This window comes from uncultured Flavobacterium sp., from assembly GCF_963922255.1.
GTDB lineage: Bacteria > Bacteroidota > Bacteroidia > Flavobacteriales > Flavobacteriaceae > Flavobacterium.
In genome coordinates, this window is the sequence record NZ_CAWUIC010000017.1 from 1 (window position 1) to 25278 (window position 25278).

Annotated in this window: 15 protein-coding genes; 5 read left to right on the top strand and 10 right to left on the bottom strand. The window is 29.4% G+C overall.

Annotation, left to right across the window (positions count from 1 at the left end; all coding sequences use genetic code 11):
• Positions 1–391 precede the first annotated feature (391 nt).
• The 5 genes from AABJ49_RS12415 (at position 392) to AABJ49_RS12435 (ending at position 10630) form a co-directional block, all read left to right on the top strand.
• On the top strand, positions 392–1303 hold the full coding sequence (locus AABJ49_RS12415; RefSeq protein WP_338378603.1) for a hypothetical protein: 912 nt from the start codon (positions 392–394) through the stop codon (positions 1301–1303).
• On the top strand, positions 1303–5367 hold the full coding sequence (locus AABJ49_RS12420; RefSeq protein WP_338378604.1) for a caspase family protein: 4065 nt from the start codon (positions 1303–1305) through the stop codon (positions 5365–5367). The genes AABJ49_RS12415 and AABJ49_RS12420 overlap by 1 nt, the downstream gene beginning before the upstream one ends.
• Positions 5368–5481: 114 nt before the next feature.
• Positions 5482–6642, top strand: a complete 1161-nt coding sequence (locus tag AABJ49_RS12425; protein ID WP_338378605.1) for a CHASE2 domain-containing protein — start codon at positions 5482–5484, stop codon at positions 6640–6642.
• Complete coding sequence (locus tag AABJ49_RS12430) at positions 6618–7394, top strand: hypothetical protein (RefSeq protein WP_338378606.1); 777 nt, start codon at positions 6618–6620, stop codon at positions 7392–7394. Before AABJ49_RS12425 ends, AABJ49_RS12430 begins: the two co-directional genes overlap by 25 nt.
• A 47-nt stretch (positions 7395–7441) precedes the next feature.
• Positions 7442–10630, top strand: a complete 3189-nt coding sequence (locus AABJ49_RS12435) for a CHAT domain-containing tetratricopeptide repeat protein (RefSeq protein ID WP_338378607.1) — start codon at positions 7442–7444, stop codon at positions 10628–10630.
• A 1-nt stretch (position 10631) separates the two neighbouring features.
• Here AABJ49_RS12435 and AABJ49_RS12440 read toward each other — a convergent pair whose 3' ends face one another.
• The 10 genes from AABJ49_RS12440 to gldF all read right to left on the bottom strand — a co-directional run bounded on the left by AABJ49_RS12440 (position 10632) and on the right by gldF (position 25245).
• On the bottom strand, positions 10632–13634 hold the full coding sequence (locus tag AABJ49_RS12440) for a tetratricopeptide repeat protein (RefSeq protein WP_338378608.1): 3003 nt from the start codon (positions 13632–13634) through the stop codon (positions 10632–10634).
• Between the two features lie 30 nt (positions 13635–13664).
• Positions 13665–15401 (bottom strand): caspase family protein, encoded by a 1737-nt coding sequence (locus tag AABJ49_RS12445; protein WP_338378609.1) that lies wholly within the window; start codon positions 15399–15401, stop codon positions 13665–13667.
• Positions 15402–15405: 4 nt separating this feature from the next.
• Positions 15406–17367 (bottom strand): caspase family protein, encoded by a 1962-nt coding sequence (locus AABJ49_RS12450; RefSeq protein WP_338378610.1) that lies wholly within the window; start codon positions 17365–17367, stop codon positions 15406–15408.
• 5 nt (positions 17368–17372) lie between these two features.
• The gene (locus AABJ49_RS12455; RefSeq protein ID WP_338378611.1) at positions 17373–18800 is read right to left on the bottom strand and encodes a hypothetical protein; all 1428 of its coding nucleotides are present in this window, start codon (positions 18798–18800) and stop codon (positions 17373–17375) included.
• A 237-nt stretch (positions 18801–19037) separates the two neighbouring features.
• Positions 19038–19244 (bottom strand): hypothetical protein, encoded by a 207-nt coding sequence (locus tag AABJ49_RS12460; protein ID WP_338378612.1) that lies wholly within the window; start codon positions 19242–19244, stop codon positions 19038–19040.
• A gap of 18 nt (positions 19245–19262) precedes the next feature.
• On the bottom strand, positions 19263–19745 hold the full coding sequence (locus AABJ49_RS12465) for a hypothetical protein (RefSeq protein ID WP_338378613.1): 483 nt from the start codon (positions 19743–19745) through the stop codon (positions 19263–19265).
• A gap of 69 nt (positions 19746–19814) precedes the next feature.
• Complete coding sequence (gene mnmE, locus AABJ49_RS12470; protein WP_338378614.1) at positions 19815–21218, bottom strand: tRNA uridine-5-carboxymethylaminomethyl(34) synthesis GTPase MnmE; 1404 nt, start codon at positions 21216–21218, stop codon at positions 19815–19817.
• A 348-nt stretch (positions 21219–21566) separates the two neighbouring features.
• A complete protein-coding gene (dnaN, locus tag AABJ49_RS12475; RefSeq protein ID WP_338378615.1) occupies positions 21567–22685 on the bottom strand; it encodes a DNA polymerase III subunit beta in 1119 nt (372 codons plus the stop codon).
• 152 nt (positions 22686–22837) lie between these two features.
• Complete coding sequence (gene gldG, locus AABJ49_RS12480) at positions 22838–24520, bottom strand: gliding motility-associated ABC transporter substrate-binding protein GldG (protein WP_338378616.1); 1683 nt, start codon at positions 24518–24520, stop codon at positions 22838–22840.
• Positions 24520–25245 (bottom strand): gliding motility-associated ABC transporter permease subunit GldF, encoded by a 726-nt coding sequence (gene gldF, locus AABJ49_RS12485; protein WP_338378617.1) that lies wholly within the window; start codon positions 25243–25245, stop codon positions 24520–24522. The genes gldG and gldF overlap by 1 nt, the downstream gene beginning before the upstream one ends.
• Between the last annotated feature and the right edge of the window lie 33 nt (positions 25246–25278).

Genomic DNA, 25278 nt, shown 5'->3' on the forward strand with positions numbered 1-25278 from the left:
TTTGCGTTAAAACTACTCGCAAACTTGTCAAGCTGAATTCGTTTCAGGGTCTCAATAGTCAAGTCAGGTTAAGGTTAGTTTAAGTTTACGGTTTACTGTTGCTTGGTTTGTGGAGTTTCTAGTGAAGTCCTTCCTTTGTCAGGATGACAAGATTGTAGTGGAGGGTTGTAGGGTTGTCTGCTATCTGTTTTCTGTTGCTTCTTTTGTGGAGTTTCTAGTGAGGTCCTTCCTTTGTCTGGATGACAAGATTGTGGGTGAGAATTTGTAGGTTTTAAACTTTATCTCCAACTGTAAACTTATAACTACAAACTTATAACTATAAACTAAATTAACTATTTCTTATTAAGATAACTTTTATATATATTTGTGTAACCCTTAAACATTTTTCTATATGATATCAACTGTAAAAAAACTGGTATTGGCCATTACTTTAGTAGTGCTTGTTTCGTGTTCAACCCACAAAAAATCAAACATTAAAGCCAACGAAGAGTTTATTGTAGAATTAAAAAAGCCAGCCACTAGAGGAGGAGCTATTGATTTAGCTTTACAAGGTTTATTTTTAGGAGCTAATTATTTTGCTGAAAAGACCTCAAAGTCATTATCTAACTCTTATACCAAGTCGATATCTATAAACGATTACTACAACACTGATACAGGTGAAATAGAAAAAACATATAACCAAATCCATATTAAAAAGTACGGTAAACCAACCGATGCGGATAAAAAAGGAATGCTTAGCAGTGAGATTAAATCAGAGTACCAAGCCATCCCTAAATCAAGAGGAGCAAGTGCTAGTTTGATGCTAGACGAAGTCATAAGAGAAGAAAAAGATGATTTATTAAACTTCCATGCAGTGATTGAGTTTGTTAGTGATCCAGAAAACCCTGGTGTAACGCGTTTAAGTTTTAATGAATTACGTATTCTATTCTCCAAAACACGTATTTATTCGGATGAAAACCTAAACGCTAAAGTTTCGATTTCTATTGAAGGACAATGGAGAAGTACTGATGGTTCACCGATGTCTAAAACCTTAATTGAACAAGCTTATGAGTTTAGAAACCTAAAATATGGTTATGAAAACCAAATAGCGAGTCCTATTTTATCTCCTTGGTATTATGACATTCCAATTACTACCGAGATTGAAAACAACGGAAAATACGGGGTTTTAAACGTTACTGTCCAAGTAGAAGAGTTTGAAGGAGGAAAAAGCAAATACATCAACAAACTACCAGGTATTCTTGATGATAACAAAAGTAAGATTGTAAAAGATGGTGCTTCGGTAATTGAAAAAGTGATGAAGTAATGAGACTAAGCCTGATATGTATCTTTTGTTTGCATTTAGCTTTTGCCCAACAAGCCAAAGTAGCACTAAGTGATTATCATGCTGCTCAAATTACTGACATCATCCCTACATTAGATGGCAAGGGTTTTATTACTGCTGATCAATCGGGTAAGATATTGTTATATGATTTAGATACTTATTCCTATAAACGTACTATCAAACCTTCAGATGGTTACTTTTTAGAAAACATGCAGCTCTTAGGAGAAAAAGGAGCTATAGTTTATAAGAGTAAAGATAGTTTGTTCTATTTGGATTATAATTCTTCAGAAACTTTGGGCAAATCTGCTTTCAAAGGATCTATTGTCAATCAAACTAAATCTCGTTATAAGGTATTTACTACTTCAGAAGACTATTATACCCATATTTTGCTGGTTTTGGATTTAGCCAATAGTACTAACGTACAACTTAAAACCAAGCAAAAGGTAGTTTCGGCTTATATAACAGAAGATAACAATCATATTATCTATGTAGAACAAAAAATGCATCCTGCAGATCAAAATATGGTTTGTGTAAACTTAACTGATAAAACAGTGGTTTGGGAACAATCCTTAGAATCTAAGTATAAGGTAGTTAAATTATTTAATGCAACCGATACAACTACCATAGAAGCTGTAGCCTTTTCTGAAGAAGATGATATAATGGCTGTTTTTACATACAATAAAGGAATACCAACTGCTAAACCAGCTACTTCTATTTCTTATCCAACTACTTTGCATTCCATTCGGGTAGCTGATTATTTTAAAAAGGATAAGTTAGTAGTACTTACTACTTCTATGATGTCTTTGTATCCTTTATTGCTAACTTACGAAAAGGGAACGTATGCTTTTAAAAGATGTGAAGTAGACCAAACCTATGAAGCAGTTTTGTATGATAATGCAAAGAAAGAATTATTATTTGCCAACAACTTAATTAATTTTAACGAAGGCATTGCTAAGATTAAGGTTTTTGATGCAGCTAAGTTTAAAGTAAAAGATGTCTATCCACATATCTCTACTAATTTTTATGTAGGTTCTTTTCTTCCTGATGACAATTGGATGGTGTATGGCAATGAAATAGGAGCTATGTCAACTAATGTGAAATATTATAGTTCTGGTACGTTTTATGATCGCTATGCACAGTTTAATTTTAATGACTATTTGCAACAAAACTTTAAGATTCAAGAGCTAAATAGAAACATAAGTCATTATAATTTCACCACGGGTAAAGTCGCTTTTTTCCATTCGAATTATTCAACAGGACAGAACACCATTTATCAATATGATTTAATAAATGATAAGCTAGACGTTTTGTATGATTTAAAGAAAGACTACTTACAAGAAGTATTAGATTATAATGAAAAAACTAAAACACTGCTACTAAGCAAAGAGCGTTATAACAATTATGGCTATGTAAAACCACAAGCTATTACGTTTATCAAAGACCAAAAACGCAGTGAACTTTCAGGCTTGTATAAAGAAGTTAAAATTTCTAATAATGGAAACTATATTTTGACTATTAATGAAAACAATGTAGCAGAAATTCTTGATGTCAATCAGAATAATGTTTTTAAATTAGAGCTAACAAAAGGAAATTATACCCTTTTTGCTGTTGAAGATACAGGTTTTATGATTGCCAATGCTTTTAGTAGCATCTCCTACGACAAATGCAATAAAGAAACTATAATTTTAGATTTAGATGATTCAAAAAAATACATCTACCAAAAGCATGATTGTGCCTATGTAACCAATGTTAGTTATAAAAATGAAACCTTAGCCCTTTTTATGGAAAATGTTGGTTTGATGATAAAAGACAAGTTGATGCCAGTTTATTTTGCAAAACCTCCAAAAGCAATCTCCTTAAATGAAGATGCAACCAAAATAATGGTAAGTTTTGCAGATGGAAAAATTAGTATTTATGATACCAATACTTTTGAAGAACTAGGAGCTATGTTTCATCCTTCAGATAAGGAACATATTTTTTACAGTTCAAATGGGTATTATTTTAGTAACACCGATGCGAGTAACTTTTTATTTGCTTCAAATGCTACTGGAAAGATTAGTTTAGATCAAGCAGATAAAGAAGTCTTTAACCCCAAAGAAGTATTGAGTGTTTTTGGCAAACCCAATGAAGAATATGTTGCTGTTTTGTCTAAAGCGATTGAGCTAAGATCAAGTAAAAAGAACTTGGATGTAAATTATAAACAAAAAGCTCCTAAAACAACTATAACTAATACCAGTATAGTTGATAATACTAATACAAAGTCTAATTTGTATGTGCTTGCTGTAGGAGTTTCTGATTATGAACAAAACGAATATAGTTTAACTTTTGCAGATAAAGATGCTTTAGATATTGCTAATCTGTATGGCAATTTAGATGCAACCACAGAAGCCTATTATAAGAAGAAATTCTTTGGTAAGAAGTTTACCTTAAATTCACTACTTGATAAAGAATCATTCCATTTAAAAAAACATTTAGAAACTTATTCAAGTGTGGGGAAGTTATTTTCTATTAGTACCAATAATAAGAAATGGATTGAAATAGGCTATGAGAATGCTTTTATATGGGATTTTGAACAAGCTACTGTAGAACCAATACAGTTGCCTGAAGGGTTTAAGTTAAGCACTTATTCCATGAACGATGTTGTATATGTCAATCCAGACTCAGAAGCTTTTTACATTAATGATGCAGATAATGTCTTTTATCAATTGAATCCAAAATCAAAAAGCTTTGACAAGATTACATTACCTTTTAATGTAAAAGAGAACTTTCAATATGATTTAATTCAACCTATAGTCAACAATAAATGGGTGTATTTTGATGATAAACGTGATGGTACTATTCAGCTTTCAGTAGGTAACGTTAATTCAACAAAAGTAGAAGAAATCACTATTGATTTAAAAAACTATAAAGAGCAGAAAAGTTTAAAATTAGTTGAGGATGAGTATGTTTTTAATCCTAATTTCAAATGTGTTTCACTCAATGGTAAGCAACTAATTTACACGGCCAATGATAAAACATTTATTGTTGATATGAAAAATAAGGCTGTTCCCTCGGAACTACCTATTAAAATTGAATATGGAGATGAAGTTACTTTTTCTGGTGATAAGATTACGGTTTTACAATCTACAGGAGATAATTACCACAATAAAATAACAACTTATTCCTTTGAAGGAAAAGAATTATACACAGAAACTTTTAACGATAGAGATTTTACGATTAAAGGAGTTTCTATTTATGATTCTAAACCTTGTTGGATTAAAGAATCTAAAGGCTTGTTAGAAAGCAATGGTTATTCTTCAGATAATACTTTAGACAACTTTACTCCATTTTCATTTGAAAAAGTTGAGGTGAAGTATTTAATCAATGATAATGCTACAAGTAAAGCCATTAAAGATAATCTAGAAAGCTTTTTTAGTAAAGTAAACCCACAAGATGAGGTCATTGTTTTCTTAGCAGGTCATGGTGTTTTAGATAGTAATAATAACTACTATTATGCTCCACATGATATGGATTTTAGCAACGTTTCTAAAAAAGGAGTTGGATTTGATTTCATTATCAACAAGCTAAAAGAGTCACCGTCTAAAAACAAATTATTGTTAATGGATTCTTGTCACTCAGGTAATACATTAGACTTGGCTAGTTCAGAAACTAATACATCAAATGAACCTGCAGCAAAAGGAGAGCGTGGAAGTAAATCTAAAGCTACAAATCAAAAGAAAAGCTTTAAAATGTCGGATATGGTTAATTCAGTTTTTGATGATTTCTTGTCTACAAGTGGTGTGACTATTTTATCCGCTTCTTCTGGAGGAGATGTTGCCTATGAAAACGAAACCCTAGGAAATGGTGCTTTTACTACAGCTTATTTAAAAGTCTTAGACAGCAAATTAGGAGGTTTTTTAAAAACAGAAGAAAATACAAAACAAGATGTTGTTTTGACAGAAAATATAATCTCTGAAATAATGAAAGAAGTAGCAAACTTAACCAATGGAAAACAAATTCCTGATATCAGAGAAATGAATAAAAATGTAGCATTGAAGTTGTGGTAAATAGGATTGTGTTATTCTTATTTTTGAATACAAGCATAACTAACTTTGCATTAAAATTTTTATACTTATAATTTTTTGTTAAATTTAACGTGTAATAACGTTCAAAATAGAGCCGTGAGTAAAAAAAGAAAATTTTATCTATGGAGAGATGCATTAATCTGTTCATTAACTTCGGTGTTCGTAGCTATTTTATTATTGACATTTTTTATAAATATAAAATTTCTAGATCCATTTGAAAAAGCTATTGAAGATTTTCGCTTTACAGATATTTACACGTCACAAAATTTTATAGAAAAGAAACCAACCCATAAAATTATTATTGTAAATATTGGAAATCATGATAGAGAAGATATTGCGATTGCAATTAACAAAATTGCTCAAAATAAAGCTAAGGTCATCGGTTTAGATATCATTTTTAAAGATAAAAAAGATTCAATAATGGATGCTGTTTTACAGCAAGCATTGCAAAACAACAAAAATATAGTTTCTGCTTATATCATTGAGGAAAATAAGATAATAAGTAGTGACCCTTATTTTAGAACAGACGCTCTAGGTTTTATAAATTTAAATCAACAAGATGCTGTAGTAAGAGATTTTACAGGAATTAAAAAGTCAGAGAATCAAATTGATTATGCTTTTCCTATAAAAATAAGTGAAATGGCAGGACTTTTAAATGAAAACACTAAAGAAAAATTGGAACGTGTACAAAGCATTAATTATACGGCCAATCAGAATTCTTTTTTAACTTTTGACCTTGACGAAATCATTTATGCTGACACTATACCTGCTATAGAAAATTCTATTGTTTTGTTTGGTTATTTGGGTGTTCCCACTGGAAATGTTAATGACATTGAGGACAAACATTTTACACCATTGAATCCAAAATATGCTGGAAAATCAATTCCTGATATGTTTGGTATTTTAATTCATGCAAATATTATTAAGATGTTGATGGAGGATAATTTTATGTATAAAGTTCCTAAAGCAATGGTTTATTGTATTGCTTTCTTATGTTGTTTTATGTGTATTTATTTTTCTCTTATTATGCACAAAAAAAAATCAACACTTTATGATTTCATACTTAAATTTTATGGATTAGCCCTAACAATTGTTTTGGTGTATTTTTCCTTTGTACTATTTAAATGGAATGTAGATATTCAAATTGAAACAGTTATTATACTATCATTACTAGGACTCGAAATAGTTGCCTTATATGAACACTCATTAAATTATCTTAAAAAACGCTGGAAATGGAAAAGTTATTTATTAAAGTAGTTTTCTTTTTGCTTTTATTTCAACTTACTGCAGCACAGGAAAGTCTATGTGTGTATAAGGTTAGTGGTACAGTTATTTTAAATAAAAAAGCAAAATCTTTGTACAAAGGAATGTTAATTCAAAAAAAAGATAACATTAAACTTTCTTCAACATCAAAATTGATTTTAATAGATGACAAGGGTTCTGTTTTTGAATTAAATAAACCTGGAAGCTATACATTCAAAACTATTCTTTCTAACAAGAAAAAAACTGATTCATCAGGACTAACTGCCAAATATTTTAGCTTTATTTGGTCAGAGCTTACAAATGAAAAGAAAGAAAAAAAGGCAATTGCTGGAGTTTTTAGAGGTGATGTTTTAATGAAATATCCTCCTAATAACGCATCCATAGAAGGATTAAAAATAGTTTTTAAATGGGAAAACGATTTAGCAACTTCACAGTATCTATTTATTTGTAATCAGGAGGATGAATTATTACTAAAAATTGAAACAAAGAGCAATGAAATGGGGTTTTATCTAGATAATGAAATCTTTGAAAATGAGAATAATTTAAAATGGGCTGTTACTGATGATGAGTTTCCTAACTTAAAAAACATCCCTTTTTATAGTTTTAAAACCTTAACTTATGATGAGTATCAACAAATTATAAAAGAGCACCAATCTCTTATAGATGAATTAATTAGTTTAGGTTTAACGCAACAAGAAATCAACGAAACCTTCTGTGAATCTTATGGAATATGTTCAGAAGAGTAAGTATCTTATTGTAATTAAAAAAACATTTAAATTAAGGTTGTACTAGTATGATTAAAAAGATTATTTTTTTTACCCTTTTATGGAGTAGTGTTTCTTTGGCACAAAACAACAGAGAAGAAGATTTTTCAGCTGCTTTTAATACAGGATTGCACAGTATCGAAAACGAGGATATTGCCAATGGAATTAAAAATTTAGAATTAGCTTATAAATATGGAATAACTGCTTATGGAGAATCGTCTATACAAGTAGGACAAGTCTGTTATTATTTAGCTGTTCTTTATGCAGATGTAAATCCTACTAAAGCTTTGGGTAATAGTATCAAAGCTACGACTATTTTTAAAAATCAATATGGAGAAAAAAGTGAAGAATATGTTTTGATATTGAGTATTTTAGGTGGTGTTTATCTGGATTTAAAGCAATTTGAAAAAGCAAAAAACACTTATTTAGAGTCACAATCTTTAGCCAAAGAAATTTATGGAGAAAATAGTATAGAGTATGGGGTTACGCTAACCAATATTGCAGGAGCATTTTTAAAAGTTGCGGAATTTAATATGGCTTTACGTTATGTTACTGAAGGTCTGGATATTTTAAAAAAACAACCAACTTTTCCTGAAGTATATTACAATAATTTAAGATACAATAACCTGCCTTTTATTTATGAAGGGTTAGGACGATTTGATGAAGCTTTAGCTGTTTATGAAGAGTCGTTGAATTATATAAAAAAACAGTATGGTTCAAATAATGTAAATTATGCTCATATTCTTCAAAGTATAGGAATGATTCAATTGAAAATAGGAGCATTAGTAAAAGCTGAAAAATCTCTACAAAAATCAGTTGAAATTCTTTCTACTGCTGAAGATAATAAGTTTGACGCTTCTTTAGCCAATGCTTATATGGGGTTAGCTGTTTATTATACTAAAGTATATGATTATGAATCAGCTATTAATTATTCTAATTTAGCCCTTGAAATTAATCAACGTTTAGAAGCCAATAATTTGGAATATGATGTGACTTATTATGATATATTAAGTTCTCTATATTATGAAATTGGAAATACTTCTTTTGCTAAAAACTTATCCGAAAAAGCCAAAAATAAGAGTAAAGAAGTTTATGGTGAAAATTCTTTAGAGTATGCAAATAAACTTTCTAATTATGCTTATTTACTTTGGTTTTTTGATGAAAATGAATCAAAGAAGTTGTCTTATCAAGCATTAGCTATTGCTGAAAAAATCGATAAAAAAAGTCCGCAATATCAAGCCTGTTTAGAAAACCTAATTCCCATTTTAATTAAAGATGATAAAATTGATGAAGCGATAACCATAGTTAAAAATAGTGCTTTTAATTCAGATACATCTTCTGCTGTTTATTGGGAAAATAATTTACTTCTTGGGAATTTATACTTGATTCATAAGAAATACACAGAAGCAGAAAAAACACTTTTTGAAACCTTAAAAGGAATTGAAAAAATATACGGTAAAAATTCACCCAAATACGCTACTGTTTTAGAAAATTATATTGAGTCGTTATTCCTTCAGAAAAAATATGCAAACTTACCTTCTTTGATTAAAGAATGTAATGTTATTTTAGTTAATCAAGTTAAAGACTTTTTTAAATTTGCTTCAGAAAAGCCTAAAAACACTTATTTGACTACACTAGAAAAGAGTTTTAATTTCTTTCAAAAAGTGGGGTATACTTTAAAAGACGATAAAGAATTAGCTTTATTAAATTATGAAAACCAACTCTTGTTGAAAGGTCTTTTGTTAAACACTTCCAAGGATTTGGTTACTAAATTATCAGATTTAAATAATTCTCAAGTTGATGAATTAATCAATTTGTATCTTCAAAAAAAGAACGAATTTGTAAAAAATAACGTGCTGCAAAAAGAAGATGCAAAGGGTTTAAACATGGAAATTATTAACTTAGAAAATGAGTTAACTGATTTATATAATTCTAATTTTAAAACAGACTATAGCAATCAATTTAAAAAATCATTTAAAACGGTTCAAGCTAATCTTAAATCGGATGAAGTTGCCGTTGAATTTTCTAAAATTGATATCTCTGATTTTAATGATGAAAACTCCAATTTTGTATATGTAGCTTATCTGATTAAAAAAGAAAACAATTATCCTGAATTAGTTATTATTGGTGATGAAGAAACTATAAAAAATCTTTTAAAAGAATCTAAGTTAAATCCGAATGAAACTTTTAATACTCGTGGTTCAACAGCTAGTAAAATAGGACCAAAACTTGGTGCAAAAGAACTTTATAAAGTTATTTGGAAACCACTTGAAACATACATAATACCGCAAAGCACTGTTTATTTTGCTTTAGATGGTATATTGCATCAGGTTCCAATGGCATTATTAACTAATGAAGCCAATTTGATGTTAATTGAAAATTATCATTTGGTTCAACTTAACAATACATTTGATCTTACTACTAAAAAAGTAGAACCAAAATTGAACAATACATTGTTTATTGGAGGTGTAAAGTATGATTATGATATCAATAAAAATATTAATGTTAAAAATGAAAATTCAAAAGAAGGAATAAAATTTGAAAATCAATCTGATAAACAATCTTGGAGTTATTTACCTGCAACTTTATCAGAAATTAAAAGTATTCAACTTTTATTTAAGAAAAACAATGTAAGCTATCAATCTCTTACTGATTCAATGGCTACTGAAGATACAATTAAAGCAATAGAGTCTAAAAGTCCTTCAGTGATTCATATAGCTACTCACGGTTTTTTCTTTCCAAATAGTGAAAAAAATAATGCGAATTCTGTTTTAAAAGATAACATTTTCAAATTTTCTGATGATCCGTTGTTGCGTTCAGGATTACTTTTCTATGGTGCAAATTATGCTTGGGTCAATGGTAGTAATCCATATGAGGAAGAAGATGGTATTTTAACGGCTTTAGAGATTTCAAATTTGGATTTACATGCCACAGATTTGGTAATTTTATCTGCTTGTGAAACAGGTTTAGGAGATGTAAATGGGAGTGAAGGAGTCTATGGCTTGCAACGTGCTTTTAAAAAAGCTGGTGTAAGCAAAATTATTATGAGTCTTTGGCAGGTTCCAGATAAAGAAACAGCTGAATTTATGGAATTGCTATACACTAATTGGTTTTCTGGTTTAAGCTTAAAAGAATCGTTCCGTAAAACGCAATTAGAAATGAGTAAAAAATATAGAGAGGAACCTCTAAAATGGGCAGCTTTCTTTTTGTTGGAGTAAACTATTTATTATAAATATAGTTTTTAATAGTAGCATCACTAAATATTTCTCTCAACTTAGTTGAATTTAAAAGCTTTTGGTTTACTTTATTGATAGCATCATTATAACAATTAGTATTTCCTATGAACTTACAATAAACAGCCATTAATAACATATATGTTTTTTCTGGATCTTCTTCAACTAACGATTTCATGTATTTGTTGCAAGATTCTTTATCATTTACATCTATGGCCGATTTTATAGCTAATTCATAAACAGTTATTTTTTCCTTTTTTGAAACTTCTTTCTTTAATAACTCTAAACAAATTGTATAAGCGTTTTGAGGTTCTTGATGCAAATATAAATGTTCAGCATAAGGGATTCCTTTTTCAACAGACTCATCAATTTCATAAGCCAATTTAAAAAGTTCTTTAGCTTCTCCAGTAGTTCCAAATTGCAGTTTATTTCGAGCTATTGAAAGAATATAAGTAGCAATGTCACTTTTCTTGTTTTGATAAGGATCATAAGTATTTGCTAATAAATAGTTCTGTTTAGAAGCTTCAAATTGATTGGTTTCTAATTCGCTTTGTCCTAATTTAGAATAACTTTTTGCATAAGAATTATCAATTTCAATCGCTTTTTTATAAGCTACGATGGCTTCTGTATACTTATTGGATACAAAATAACTATCTCCTAATAAATTCCATAAATCTGGAACTTCATTGTTTTTTTCTAATACTTCTTTAAGTAGTTTTATTGAATTGTCTTGTTGTTTTTGGTTATTGTATAATTCGACCAGTTTTGTATAAGCTGGTATATAAAGCTTATTTTTTTCAATTGCTTTTAGGTAATATTCTTTGGCAGTCGTATAATCTTTTAGCGCTTCATTGAGATAATTGGCATAATTAAAATAAGCTTCAGCATTGTTGGGGTTACTACTTATTCCTTTTTCAAAAGAGGCTTTGGCTTCTTCTTTTTTTCTCATCTTAAAATTAAGCCAAGCTTTTCCAGAATAAGCAGAAACATTAAAAGGGTTTTTGTTAATTGCTTTTGTATAAAGAGAATCCGCTAATTTGTTTCGGTTGGTTCTGAATACATTTGTGGACAAAAAATCACCATACTGGGAGTATAGTTCAGAAGTATGAGGATTCTTCTCAATAGCATCAATAAACATATTCTCAGCTCTTTTCTTATCTATGTTTTGTTCATTAATGTATTTTAACAGTCCATAATTAAAAATAGTACTCAAAGAATCTGATTTAATGGCTTTGTCAAACCATTTCTGAGATTCTATAACATTCCCTTTATTTTTGTAAAGCGTACTGATTTTTTGCAACAAGTAAGTGTTTTCAGGATTTATAACAATGGCTTTTTTGTATTGTTCTTCAGCTAAATGATATTTTCCTTCGTTTTCATAAATTTCTCCTAGTTTAGCAAATGTACTAGCATCAGAACCATTCATTCCTAAAGAAACTCCAATAAGTTGTTTAGCTTCTTCATAACGATTTTGCAATACAAGATTATCACTTAAATTATTAATAGGAGCAGACCATGTTTTAATTAGGTTTTTAGCTTCATTGAAATGATAATGAGCACTATCTGTCTTTTGCTCTAAATTATAGATTAAACCTATTGCATTGTGAATGTAAGCTGCTTTAGGTTCAATGTTCAACGCTTCTTTTAATTTACTTTTGGCTTTTGCATATCCAAAATAATTTTTGCTTTTAATGACAGCATATGATTCTAATAGTAACTTGCTTGCTTTTATGCGACTATACAAGTAGTCTTCTTCATCCATTAATTCTAAACAAATTTCTAAGTTTTTGGCTTGTTTTAGAAACTCACTTGCTAGAGGTAATTCTTTTGTTCCATCAATATAATCATTAATCAGTGTCTGAGCATTTGAAGCTAATTTATCAACTAATTTAGCTTCCATTTTTGTGATTAATGCAGTTGGAATATTTTTATTCTCTTTTGCAGCTTTGATATGTTCCAAAGCACTTAATGATTTGCCATAATAATCTTTTCGGTTTAAAGCTTCTGTAAATTCTTTTGTGATTTTAGCTATTTCAGGACTTTCGTTTTTTGCCTTAATAGATCCTCTAGCTTTTACTTCTTTGTTAATTTTGTCTTTAGAAACATCTGTAAAGACTATTGTTTTTTCATTTTGGGTAACTGCTTTGTAAACGGCTCTGGTATTTTCCGTACGAACAATTGGGATTTGATTTTGTTTGTGTTTTTTTGAAACTATATTATTTACATTATTGTATAAATAGTCGTCTATTTCGTTGTATTGTAAGTTGTTGTCTGAATTTTTATCTGCATTACCTGCTAATGCTTTTACCAAATAATAAGTAAAGTAACCGTGTTTAAGTTCGTTACTTTCATAAGATAATTCATTTGGACCACAACTTAAAAACTTAATAGAGTTTTCAAACATAGCTTGAATAGCTCCCATGTTTTTTTGTGTTCCTTCTTTATAAATAAAACCAGATCTACAAGCATCTAAAACTAAAAATACTTTAACTCCTTTTTCGGTTAATTTTGGAATTACTTTTTCATTTAAATAGGCTAGGGGAAGCACACCACCAACACCATTATATTCTTGATGTGAATTGGCATCAGCAGCTAATAAATAACCTACTTTATCTCCAAAATCATCAATTACATCACCATGACCTGCAAAATAAATGTAAACAATATCACCAGAATTGGAATTAGAATAGATGTTTTTAAGTTCTTGAGAAATTCGCATTCCAGTTGCTTCTTCATTGGCAAGAAAGCTGATGTTTTCATCTGTTACTTTTTCAATCTGACTTAAATAATCTTTAAACATATATGCATCATTATCTGCATAATTGAGTGTTAGATCTTTGGAAATATAATCTGAAATACCAATAACTAAAGCACGTTTTGTACCTTCTTTTGAAGATTCAGTTTTAGTGCTTTTGGAGCCTCTTGCGTCTTCTTGAGCAATAGATATTGAACAAGTTATGCAGAGAAGAATGATTAGTATATATTTCATATTACAAAAAATAAAATAAACTCTAAAAATCTATTTTTTTATAAAAAAGAATCTTGCTTGATCTTTATTTGAATTATATGCACAAAAAATGGGCGTTGAAATTGATCCATTCTTCATTATATTTGACTTAATATTGTTAATAAGAAGAGATGAATCAGTTGTATTTGAGTTGGTTTTATCAAAAAAATCAATAATTGTTTGTGCAAAAGGAGAGTGATTTTTTGTTCCATCTGCTGCTTCTTGATTTAATGAAGAGCCAATAAATAAATGCCCTTTCAAATCTTCTTTTAAATAATTATTAAATAAATCTTGTTTTCCACCTATAGAATAAAGATGATGATTTTCAGGTATTTCAATAACTGAAGGAGTAATACAAGTTTCTTCATCAAACATTTTACCACTATAACAAATATCAGTTAAAACTAGACTATTAGTACATTTTAATGTTGAAGTAATTTTTTTTAAGGCTGTAATAGGAAATGTGTTTTTTAAAATATCTTTATTGTAGTAGCTATCTGTAAAAACAATTTGACCAATTTCATTTTCGTCCTTTGCACCATGAGAAGCAATAAAAATTAGAAATTGACTGCCTTCTTCAAAGGAATAATCTTTTTTAATCTCAATAAACTTATTTCTAAAATCGTCAACGGTTATGTTTTCTAAATAAATAACTTCACCATCTAACGATTCTTTCATTATTTCATTAATTTTCCTACTGTCGTTTAATGTGTTTTTTAGTTTTGAAAAAGAGGAAGTGAAATTATTGTTACCAATAATTAAACTAAGGGTTTGACCTTTTTTAATTGTAAATTTTGAGGTAGTTTTTTTATTAACTTCATTACCAGAGCTCCCTCTACTCAAATCATTTTCGTCATTAATTCTATAAAAATAATCTTGTTCTGCAAAATAGGCAATATTAATATTATAATTTTTAGTTTCAATGTAATGATATAGATGATACAAAAAACTTATTCTTTTACTATTATTTTCAAAAATATTAATAATATTTGCTTTTTCATTCAATACATAGCAAGATGTGAATTGACCACCAATATCACCATCTTCGTATGCTAAACCATTAAGGCCTAAAAAATTTTTATTTGAATTATAGAATGCAGAATTTTTAGAATTATCTAAAACTTTAGCTTGTAAAGAACTTGCAAATTTTTCTCCCCCACAACTGTCAATAAAAAATAATTGATTTTGACATAATATATTTTCAGATATATAAAATAATTCATTGGAATTTAAAGTTTCATTATTACATAATAGAAGTTTATTCTCATCTGTCATTCCTGCAAAGTAGAATATCAATATATCTTCTGATTTTATTTTTTGACTAAAAGTATTAAAAGCTATTATAATATCACTTTTTTTATTTTTTATAGTAAAAGAATATATACCACCGAGATTTTCTAACCATTTTTTATCCCAATAATCATTATTAACTAGTAAGTCTTTAATTTTTTTTTCACTTTCTAAATCATTAGTAGTGTTTTTATTCAATCGATTAGTTAATATTTCTTTTTTGTTATTTATATAATCTTTTTTTATTTTTTCAATAAATCGTATGGGATCCTTTTCAGTATTAAAGGTCATTATATTTCCTTTAAAGTCAACTTCATTAATTTCTACCGTAATAATAAAAATTTTTCCTTCTTTTTTAATTTTTGTTGTTTTAGGACCAGATTTTTCTATAGTTGAAGCAAAAGAAATACTACTTGTAATAGTAATTAAAATCAATAATAAAAATTTAAATAATCTCATATTTTTACTTTTTAACAATCTCATAAACAAACTCAGTAGTAAAACCATCAATATCACTACCGGTGCTATTACCTGTTGCACCTCTTGATTGCGTATAACTTTGTTGGATAAAATTTTCTAATGGATTGGCATTTCTAGCTCCTTCACCACGGGTTGCAACAGTTGGTTGAAAGTTGATTGGAGTAGTGGTTGCAAAACCTTTTAAAATTAACCTTTCATAAGGAGGACCAAAAGAATACACACAATCTTTGAAAATCATACTTTGCCCTGGAGCTAATTTGCGTTCGTCATCGGTTAAAGGACAGTTGTCGTTTGGCATGAATGGAGCAATTTCCCCTTTACTGTTAATTTCTATAATGCTAACGTATAACGTTTTTTTACTTTTATTAGTAACTTGTAAAACTACATGGTCTTTATCAGGAACAACTTCAAAAATACCAGCTTCATTAATATTTTTAGGCTCAGAAATTAAATCTCCAACTTTTCCAGTTTCATCACTATAATTGATTGGAAGTAATTTAAACTCCATTTCATAAGCTTGATTCTTTAAACTCAAATTTTTGAGATATTGTCCTTGAGCAAAGTTGAAGAGTTTTTGATTGATTTCTTCTACTGTAGTTGCTCCTCTTGACTTTTCATCAGCATCGATAGCTCTTGATCCACTTGGAGATTTTAATTCAACAGTATTATTTTTATTATCAAGGATTACATCTGCATCTTGAACATTAGAAACAATAGTACCTAATTTATTATCTTTTAAATAGTTTGAAACACCAGTTTTGATAGAAGTATCTTTAAATGAATCATCAAAAAACACTTTAATAGCAATATCTCCATACGATTGTTTGTCAATTATTACCCAAAATTCTTTTGTATTGGAACTGCTTAAGCTTTTATCTAACTTAATGAATGAAAGATTGAAGTTTGATTTGGTTATAATTCCTGTACTAATAACATCTTTATCAGTTACTTTTGTAGTTCCAGCTGGAACAATTTTCACAGTAGTTCCTTCAAAAAGGCCTTGTATTTTTCCAGCATTTATGTGTATTAAATTTGCATTTGGAATTTTAGCAATTTCAAAATAAGGTTGTTGTTTTACATACTCACCATTAAATAATTTATAATCCACATCACCTTCAACTGTAGGAGTTTGTTTAGGTGAAATCACATTCATATTAGTAGCAATTTTTGAAAACAATTGACGATAGGTAAAATCACTTCCCAATTCAGTCATTGCTTTTGAAAAAGCATAACTCAGGGAACCAAAACCTTCGTATTCATAATTCAATTCATCAGCAGAAGCTCCAGAAATTAAAACAAAAGGAGCAGCATCAGCGTTTACTTTAGTTCTCTCTACCATAGCACTTCCTTTAGTTTTGTCATTTTCTAATGGTTTCCAATCATCTGGAGCAAAAGTTGCTTTTCCACCACGTGCTTTTCTTCCTCTTGTAGTTGAACCTGAATGACAACTGTCTAAAATGAATAACAATTGTCCTTTGCTTTCTAAAGTATTTCGAAAATTCGCAATAATGTTTCCTAATTCGTCATCACGCAAATGATTTTCTCCTTTGTAATTAAATGTGTATTTGACCCAAGCATCATATGGTACTAAAGCTTCATCTTTACCGTCAATTTCGTCTCCATTATCATCAAATATTTGTTGGCCATGACCAGAATAGTGAATCACAACGATATCTCCAGCTTTTAATTTGGACTTTAAACTTTCAATCGCTTTGATTATTCCTTCTTTAGTTGCTTCTGCATCAATAAGGACACTAATATTTTTTTCAGGAAAGCCTTGACTTAATAACGCTTGTTTTATTAAAGGAACATCATTGACTGAACTTATAGATGACCAACCCGTTTTTGTTGGATAATCTCCAATGGCTATAATCAATCCATATTTTTCTGCTGAAACATTTAGCGTGAATAGTAGAATAGTAACCAGCGTAATTTTTTTAAACATAATGATTAATTTAAATTAAAAATACTAAATGAAATTCCGAAATAAAATCCAAAATCATACACGTTTTTGGTAAAACTATCTACATCATTTAAAGAAGTTGTATCTCCAACTTCTAAACCGTTGATAAGTTTTTTAACTGGTCCATAAGCAACTCCACCAGAAAGAGCCAAACGGCTTTGATTTCCTAAAATGATAGATGGTCCAAATAAATAATTAACACCATTTATAGCATCAGCAATCGGAATCGATATTCCAAAACTTCCTCCCAAATTAAAGTTTTCACCAAGTACTGGATAAAAGTTAATCATAGTGCTCAAATTTGGGGTAAAATAACTGTTACTATCTGCACCAATAACTCCATCTTCGTCTATAAAATAATCATTAGACTTTGATTTAAAATTATTCAAAGTTAAAGCTACACTTGTATTAATTTTAAAACCACCTTTTGATTTTAATTTCACATGACGAGTTTTTAAAGTTGTTAAATTACTATCATCATCTAATTTATCAGCAAAATCACTTTGTATGAATTGCAATTCTAAATTTACTTTATCCGCAGAAATTTCATAATCGTATGTTTGTTCAAAAGATGAAGATTCTAAAGAAGTGTATAAAGATTCAATTTTATTTAGATTTTCTGTTGTCCAATTAGACGACTCATTTAGTTTTCCTAATAAAGATTCTAAATTAGAATAAGTCATGTTTTGAGCTCTTAATTCTCCTCTTGAAACTGAAGTGTTTTCAATAGCTTGAGCATCAATTTCACTTTTTATTTCATTGATGTTTGCTGAAATTATGTTAGAATCTTCATTAACTATTTTCTTTAAACTCGAAAGATATACATGAAAGTTTTGATTGGGATCAGTAATTCTTGAATCTTCTTGAATAGAGGCAACTTGAATTAGATTTTTTAAAATGGTTTCTTTATCTAAATTAGGATTAGTTAGATTTGCAAGTAATGATTTTTTCAAAGCATCAATATTCGTTGATAAAGTATTTAATTCTGAAAACTTTGAATTAATTTTTTCTCCTCTTGATTTATTACTTTGAGAGTTTCCTTCCCCTCTTGATGGAGTTAGTGAACCCGATGGTAAATTAGTAACGTTTAATTTCAAGTCGTTATCAGAAACCGAACTTATACCTCCTAATAAATTTGAAAAATTAAAACCATTTCCTCCTGAAGTATGAATTTCTTCTTCCTTTACATCTGTTTTAATATTTACTGCAAAAGGATTTACGTTGAGTAATTTTATTTCAATTAAGCTGTTTCTTTTAAACTTTGGATTGTTTAAAGTATCAACTATTTTATTGGTTTTATCCAATTTAAAGTATTCAAAATTATCTGTTTTATAATCATATTGAATTCTATACTTTTCTTGAGCTAAAACAAAAGTTGATACAAAAAGAAATGCAGAACATAGTAATACTTTCATATGTCTAAAGTGTTAAATTGAAAAAATATTTTGTAAAAAGGTTATTCAAATATAAAAAAAAATGTTAAATTATACTTTAAATAACAAGATTATTACTATTATTCAAAATTGTAACACTAATATAATATTGAAAGTAAGTGGTTTAAAATTAGTGGATTTATTTATCTCTTAATTTTTTTATTATTTTTAATAAAGCGGTTCTATTTTTAGCTTCATGATAAAACTTGGGCAATTTTTCTAAAAGTGTAAAATGTGTTCGGTCTTTATGCTCTCTAATAGTTCTTTATTTAAACCACAAGAAATGCAAAATAATCTTGCATAATGAGATTCATAATCAACTTTAGCAATAGCTTTTTTGGAACACTGTGGACAAACTATCCAAACTTCTTTCTGGAAATCAGTTAATCGTAAATTTTGGTCTTGAAATCTATAATTGTCGCTCATTATAATACAAAAGATAAATTAGTCAAACCAAAACCTATTTTCAATAGTGTATCCTTCTTTCTTAAAGGCTTTGATGATATTTTTGGCTAAAAATTCATTGTTTTTTTCTGTAGATAAATGAAGAAAAAATAGATTGAAGTTTCTTGTAGTAATTTTTCCTTCAAAATCCGTTTGTGTTATTTTTACAGCATCATTATCAGTTTCAAAAATCACATTTATATCTTTAATAATTGATGTAATTTTATCTAAGTCAATTTCTTGTTTTTCTAGATAAAATTCTTTTGTATAATAAGATCTTTTTTTAACAGTGACGCTTAAAATGTTATTCTCAATTTTGTAGGGCTCTACAACAATTAATGTATCAGCTTCAAAATAAGAAGCTTCTTTTTGTAGTTTGAGTTCCTTATTTAATTCTATATTTAGTCGTTTTTCTATCTCATTTTGTTTTTGTGAGAAAACATTAACGGACATAAATATAAAAAAGATTATGATTTTTTTCATGATTAACAGCTTTTACATAAAACTCATTTTTATTAGAATTTATTGTAAAACTCACTAAATCAAGTAAAATTACTTACCGATACAGAAATTAGCAAAAATATTACCAAGTAGTTCATCATTAGACACTTGACCTGTAATTTCTCCAAAATGAAATAAGGCTTGACGAATATCAATAGCCATTAAATCAGAAGATAAATTTTGGTCTAAACCAAAACGAACTTTCGTAATTTCTTCTAACGCTTTCAACAAAGAATCATAATGACGCGTATTAGTTACAATCGTTTCGTTATTTCTTAAAGCACCTGTATTTACAAAAGAGAGTAGGGTGTTTTTAAGTTCTTCTATACCTGTTTTTTGTTTAGCGGAAATACTTATAAGTTGTAAGTTATAAGTTGTAAGTTGTTCTTCTAGACTTGAAATCTGTGCTTCAGTCAATAAATCTGCTTTATTGGCAACTACAACAATTGGTTTTTGTGGAAATTTGTTTTTGATTTTCTCGGTCTCAACTTTTAAACTTTTCAAACTGTCAACCGTTAACTGTAAACTGTCCACTAAAAACAAAACTACTTGTGCTTGTTCAATCTTTTCAAAGGTTTTTTGAATTCCAATGCTTTCTACCACATCTTTTGTTTCACGAATTCCAGCTGTATCTATGAATCTGAAACCGATGCCTTCAATGACTAATTCGTCTTCAATAGTGTCGCGTGTAGTTCCAGCAATGTCAGAAACTATCGCTCGTTCTTCGTTTAATAAAGCATTTAGTAAAGTCGATTTCCCCACATTCGGTTCTCCAACAATGGCTACTGGAATTCCGTTTTTAATTACGTTTCCTTCAGCAAAAGAATCAATTAGACGTTTTAAGACGAATTCAATTCGGTTTAGTAATTCAGCAAATTGAGTTCTATCTGCAAATTCTACATCTTCTTCCGCAAAGTCTAATTCTAATTCGATTAATGATGCGAAGTTTAGTAGTTCTTCACGCAATTTGGCAATCTCATTGCTAAAACCACCTCGCATTTGTTGCATAGCAATTTGGTGAGAAGCTTCATTATCTGACGAAATCAAATCAGCAACAGCTTCTGCTTGTGATAAATCGAGTTTACCGTTTAAAAAAGCTCTCAAGGTAAATTCACCTGCTTGAGCCATTTTAGCTCCTTTACGAAGCAATAACTGTATGATTTGTTGTTGAATAAATGTTGAACCGTGACAAGAAATCTCAACAACATCTTCACCTGTATAAGAATGTGGGTTTTTGAATATGGAAAGTAAGACTTGATCGAATATTTTTCCATTATCAATTATATGTCCCAAATGAATGGTATGTGTTTTTTGTGTAGCAATATTCTTTCCAGAAACCGATTCAAATACTTCAGAAGCAATAGTTATGGCATCATTTCCTGATAATCGAATAACAGCAATAGCTCCAGCTCCTGATGGAGTTGCTAATGCGACAATAGTTTCTTGGTTGATCATTTTTTTGGGTTTAACTGTTTAATTGTTGAATTGTTAAACGGTTTGGTTTGCAAAGATAATAAGTTTTTTGGGTTATGATTTATTGGTAGCACAATGTTTACCTAAGTTTTGCACTAAGTTTCACAATGTTTGTTGGCTTGTGGTTGCTTGTTTTGAAGTTTTTTTTGGAACACAGATTAAAGAAATTACAGAAATCTTTATAATCTTTTCAATTTACTTTGCGAAAAGCTTTGCTTCTTTGCTTAAAAAATAGATGCTGATTCAAGTTCAACATGACATCAATTATATTCAATAAAAAAGCCACAAATCAACCGACTTATGGCTTTCATATAATTGAGTTGCGTAAAATTAGCTATTTAACATAACTGGCATTACAAGCATAGTTACTGTTTCACCTTCATCTAAACCATCAATTGGTGTTAAGATTCCAGCTCTGTTTGGCATAGACATTTCTAATTGGATTTCGTCTGAAGTTAAGTTAGTCAACATTTCTGTTAAGAATCTTGAGTTGAAACCTATTTGGATATCGTCACCTTGGTATTCACAAGTCAAACGTTCGTCTGCTTTGTTTGAATAATCAATATCTTCTGCAGAAATATTTAATTCTGTTCCTGCAATTTTTAAACGAATTTGGTGTGTCGTTTTATTAGCAAAAATAGCCACACGACGAACTGAGTTTAAAAACTGAACTCTATTGATGATTAATTTATTTGGATTTTCTTTTGGAATAACGGCATCGTAATTAGGATATTTTCCATCGATTAAACGACAAGTCAATACATAATTTTCTAAAGAAAATGTTGCATTTGAATCGTTATACTCAATTTTTACTTCAGCATCAGTAGCTCCTAAAATTCCTTTTAAAATGTTTAAAGGTTTCTTTGGCATGATAAAATCTGCTACTTCAGAAGCTACAACATCTGTGCGAGCATATTTTACTAATTTGTGAGCATCTGTGGCTACAAAGATTAAACTTTGTGGTGAGAATTGGAAAAATACTCCACTCATAACTGGTCTTAAGTCATCGTTTCCAGCAGCAAAAATAGTTTTGTTGATAGCCGTTGATAATACTTCAGCAGGAACTAGAGTCGAAGAAGGATCTTCTAAAGCTACTGATTTAGGAAATTCTTCTCCTGGAGCAAATGCTAATGCATATTTTCCAGAATTCGAACTAATTTCAACAGTATTATTATCTTCAACAGTGAATGTTAAGGGTTGTTCAGGAAAAGTTTTTAAAGTTTCTAATAATAATTTTGCAGGTAAAGCAACACTTCCAGTACTGGTAGAATCAATTTCTAGTGAAGCTGTCATGGTAGTTTCTAAGTCGGATGCAGAAACTTTAAGTGAATTATTGTCTAATTCGAATAAAAAATTATCTAAAATAGGTAAGGTGTTACTGTTGTTGATTACGCTACCTAATACTTGTAATTGCTTTAATAAATAAGAGCTTGATACGATAAACTTCATCTTCTGTGTTTTAAAAATCCTTATTAATTTTAAGGATTACAAATATAATTTTAAATTTTGAAAATACAATCTTTAAATACAATTTTCAAGAGCAAGTTCAACTTCAAGTTTCAATTACTCTTGTTATTGAACTTGTCCTTGTTCTTGAAAAATTATTTCACATATTTTCTTTTTCGTAAATAAGTAAATAGAAACCCAAATAAACCAAGAATTACAAGTGGTAATCCGATTGTAATAACCTGTGCAAAAGTGTAGTTTTCATAGACTTTTTCTTTATCTAACAAAGGTAAATCTACATCTTTACTTCTGATGTTGATTAATCCGTTATCATCCAAAAGATAATTGACACAGTTCATTAAAAACTCTTTATTTCCGTATAGGTTATTGGTGAATTTATCAAATCCTAGTTCCATTGGATAACCATCTTTGTCTAGTTGGTTTTTAATCACATCACCATCAGAAATAAATATCATTTTTGATTCTTTGTTGGTTTCTTTAAACTTAGGATCTTTGATAGGTAATACTCTGTTTTTATAAACTGATTTGAATTTCCCTTCCAATAAAACAGCCATTGGTAAAAGCCCACCATTTGGATAATCAGTTGGTTGTGTTTCTTCAGTTACTAAATCAAGGTTGATTGGAGTTGGTGTTCCAACAGGTTTTGAATATTGAGAACTAGTTAAAAGCACCGTTTTTTTGATATCATTTTTAAGAATCTCAATTGAATTTGCAAATTCATATTTAATTCCTTCCATATTTTTCACAATAGGATGGTTGGAAGAAGGGTAAATAAATGGAGAAAAACGCCAAGGGAATTCTTGGTACTGCGTTTGACTTCCTTCTTGACCAGTAGCTAATTTAATCGTTGTAGCTTGTTCGTCTTTTACTAATTGACCGTTCACTCGAATTCCGTATTGGAACAACTGATCAGTTAAATTCAAATCTTGGGGAAAAGCTAAAATTTGTGGTTCAGTGAATAAACTATCCATATCTGCTTTCACGGCATCTACTAACCAAAGTGTTTTTCCACCATTAATGATAAATTGGTCTAAAACTTGTTTTTCTTCATCGGTGAAAGCTTCAGTTGGTTTAGCTATAATAGCCATATCATATTTTTGCAGTGCTTCAATAGTTTCAATAGGTTTTGTAGCTACTGAATCTAAAGTAAATGGTCCAACATAATAACTTTCTCTAACTGTTTTTAGGAAGTCAGCTATGTAACGATCACCTAACTCACCGTTTCCTCTTAAAACGGCTATTTTCTTTTGTTTCTGTTTAGTGATTTTATTTAAAGCATCCGCAAAAGCAAATTCTAAATGTTGTACAGAACTAATAACTTTTTCTTCAGTAGAGGCACCCATGAGGTTTTTCAATAAAGCTACTTTTGTACTTTTATCACCATAAGTGGTAACAGCCCAAGGAAAAACTACTTCTTGAGATTGTTTTCCTTTATCTTCAACAGTGATGCTTAATGGCATTAAACCTCTTTCGTAGAATTTCTTCATCACATCAACTCGTTCTTCTTCTTTCTCGATAGGGTCAACGAATTGGAAAATAATATTAGAATTATAAGCCGTAAATTCTTCTAAAAGTTGTCGGGTTTCGTTTTGTAAACGTTTGAATTCTGGTGGAAATTTTCCTTCCAAAAAAACATCAATATACAAAGGTGAATCAACTGATTCTATGATGTTTAATGTGGTTTCTGATAAAGTATATCGTTTATCTTTGGTTAAATCAAATCGTTTGAAGAAATAATTTCCCAATATGTTTAAGGCCAATAAAACGGCAGCGATGATTCCTAATTGTTTAAGGCTATTTTTTTTGTTTGCTTCCATTACCCTTTTAACGATTTAAGTTGATAAACAGTTGCTGCTAAAAACAAGATGGTAACACTAACAAAATATAAAATATCTCTTGTGTCCAAAACACCTCGACTCATACTTTTAAAATGATAATCCATTCCGAAAGAAGCAAATAAAGCACTAAATTCTCCCATAAAACTTGCAATACCATCAAATCCGAAGTAAAAAAAGAAGCATAAGAATACTGAAATAATAAAGGCTACAATTTGATTTTCTGATAGTGTAGAAGTGAAGACTCCGATTGCTGTATAACCACAAATTAAAAATAATAGGCCAAAATAAGAACCCATTGTGCTTCCCATATCAATATTTCCTTCAGGATTTCCGAAATAGGATATCATTACTACATAAATCAAGGTAGGAATAATTGCAATTATAATTAGCAACAAAGCACCAAAGAACTTACCGTTTACGATTTCCCAAATAGAAAGTGGTTTTGTAAATAACAATTCAATAGTTCCTTGTTTCTTTTCATCCGAAAAACTGCGCATAGTTACAGCAGGAATTAAGAATATTAAAATCCAAGGAGATAATTTAAAAAACGGACTCATATCGGCAAATCCGGAATTAGGAATGTTGAAGTCACCTTCAAAAACCCATAAAAATAAACCGTTAAGTACTAAAAAGATGGCAATCACCAAATAACCAATGGGTGAGCCAAAAAAAGATTTTATTTCTCTAAGGAGTAATGCTTTCATATTTTATTATTAATTCTTTTTAGTTTCAGGTTG

Coding starts and splice junctions, on each gene's coding strand:
- AABJ49_RS12415 (WP_338378603.1), top strand. CDS start 392: ATGATATCAACTGTAAAAAAACTGGTATTGGCCATTACTTTAGTAGTG.
- AABJ49_RS12465 (WP_338378613.1), bottom strand. CDS start 19,745: ATGAAAAAAATCATAATCTTTTTTATATTTATGTCCGTTAATGTTTTC.
- AABJ49_RS12440 (WP_338378608.1), bottom strand. CDS start 13,634: ATGAAATATATACTAATCATTCTTCTCTGCATAACTTGTTCAATATCT.
- AABJ49_RS12460 (WP_338378612.1), bottom strand. CDS start 19,244: ATGAGCGACAATTATAGATTTCAAGACCAAAATTTACGATTAACTGAT.
- AABJ49_RS12435 (WP_338378607.1), top strand. CDS start 7,442: ATGATTAAAAAGATTATTTTTTTTACCCTTTTATGGAGTAGTGTTTCT.
- AABJ49_RS12430 (WP_338378606.1), top strand. CDS start 6,618: ATGGAAAAGTTATTTATTAAAGTAGTTTTCTTTTTGCTTTTATTTCAA.
- AABJ49_RS12450 (WP_338378610.1), bottom strand. CDS start 17,367: ATGTTTAAAAAAATTACGCTGGTTACTATTCTACTATTCACGCTAAAT.
- AABJ49_RS12420 (WP_338378604.1), top strand. CDS start 1,303: ATGAGACTAAGCCTGATATGTATCTTTTGTTTGCATTTAGCTTTTGCC.
- gldF (WP_338378617.1), bottom strand. CDS start 25,245: ATGAAAGCATTACTCCTTAGAGAAATAAAATCTTTTTTTGGCTCACCC.
- AABJ49_RS12445 (WP_338378609.1), bottom strand. CDS start 15,401: ATGAGATTATTTAAATTTTTATTATTGATTTTAATTACTATTACAAGT.
- AABJ49_RS12455 (WP_338378611.1), bottom strand. CDS start 18,800: ATGAAAGTATTACTATGTTCTGCATTTCTTTTTGTATCAACTTTTGTT.
- dnaN (WP_338378615.1), bottom strand. CDS start 22,685: ATGAAGTTTATCGTATCAAGCTCTTATTTATTAAAGCAATTACAAGTA.
- gldG (WP_338378616.1), bottom strand. CDS start 24,520: ATGGAAGCAAACAAAAAAAATAGCCTTAAACAATTAGGAATCATCGCT.
- mnmE (WP_338378614.1), bottom strand. CDS start 21,218: ATGATCAACCAAGAAACTATTGTCGCATTAGCAACTCCATCAGGAGCT.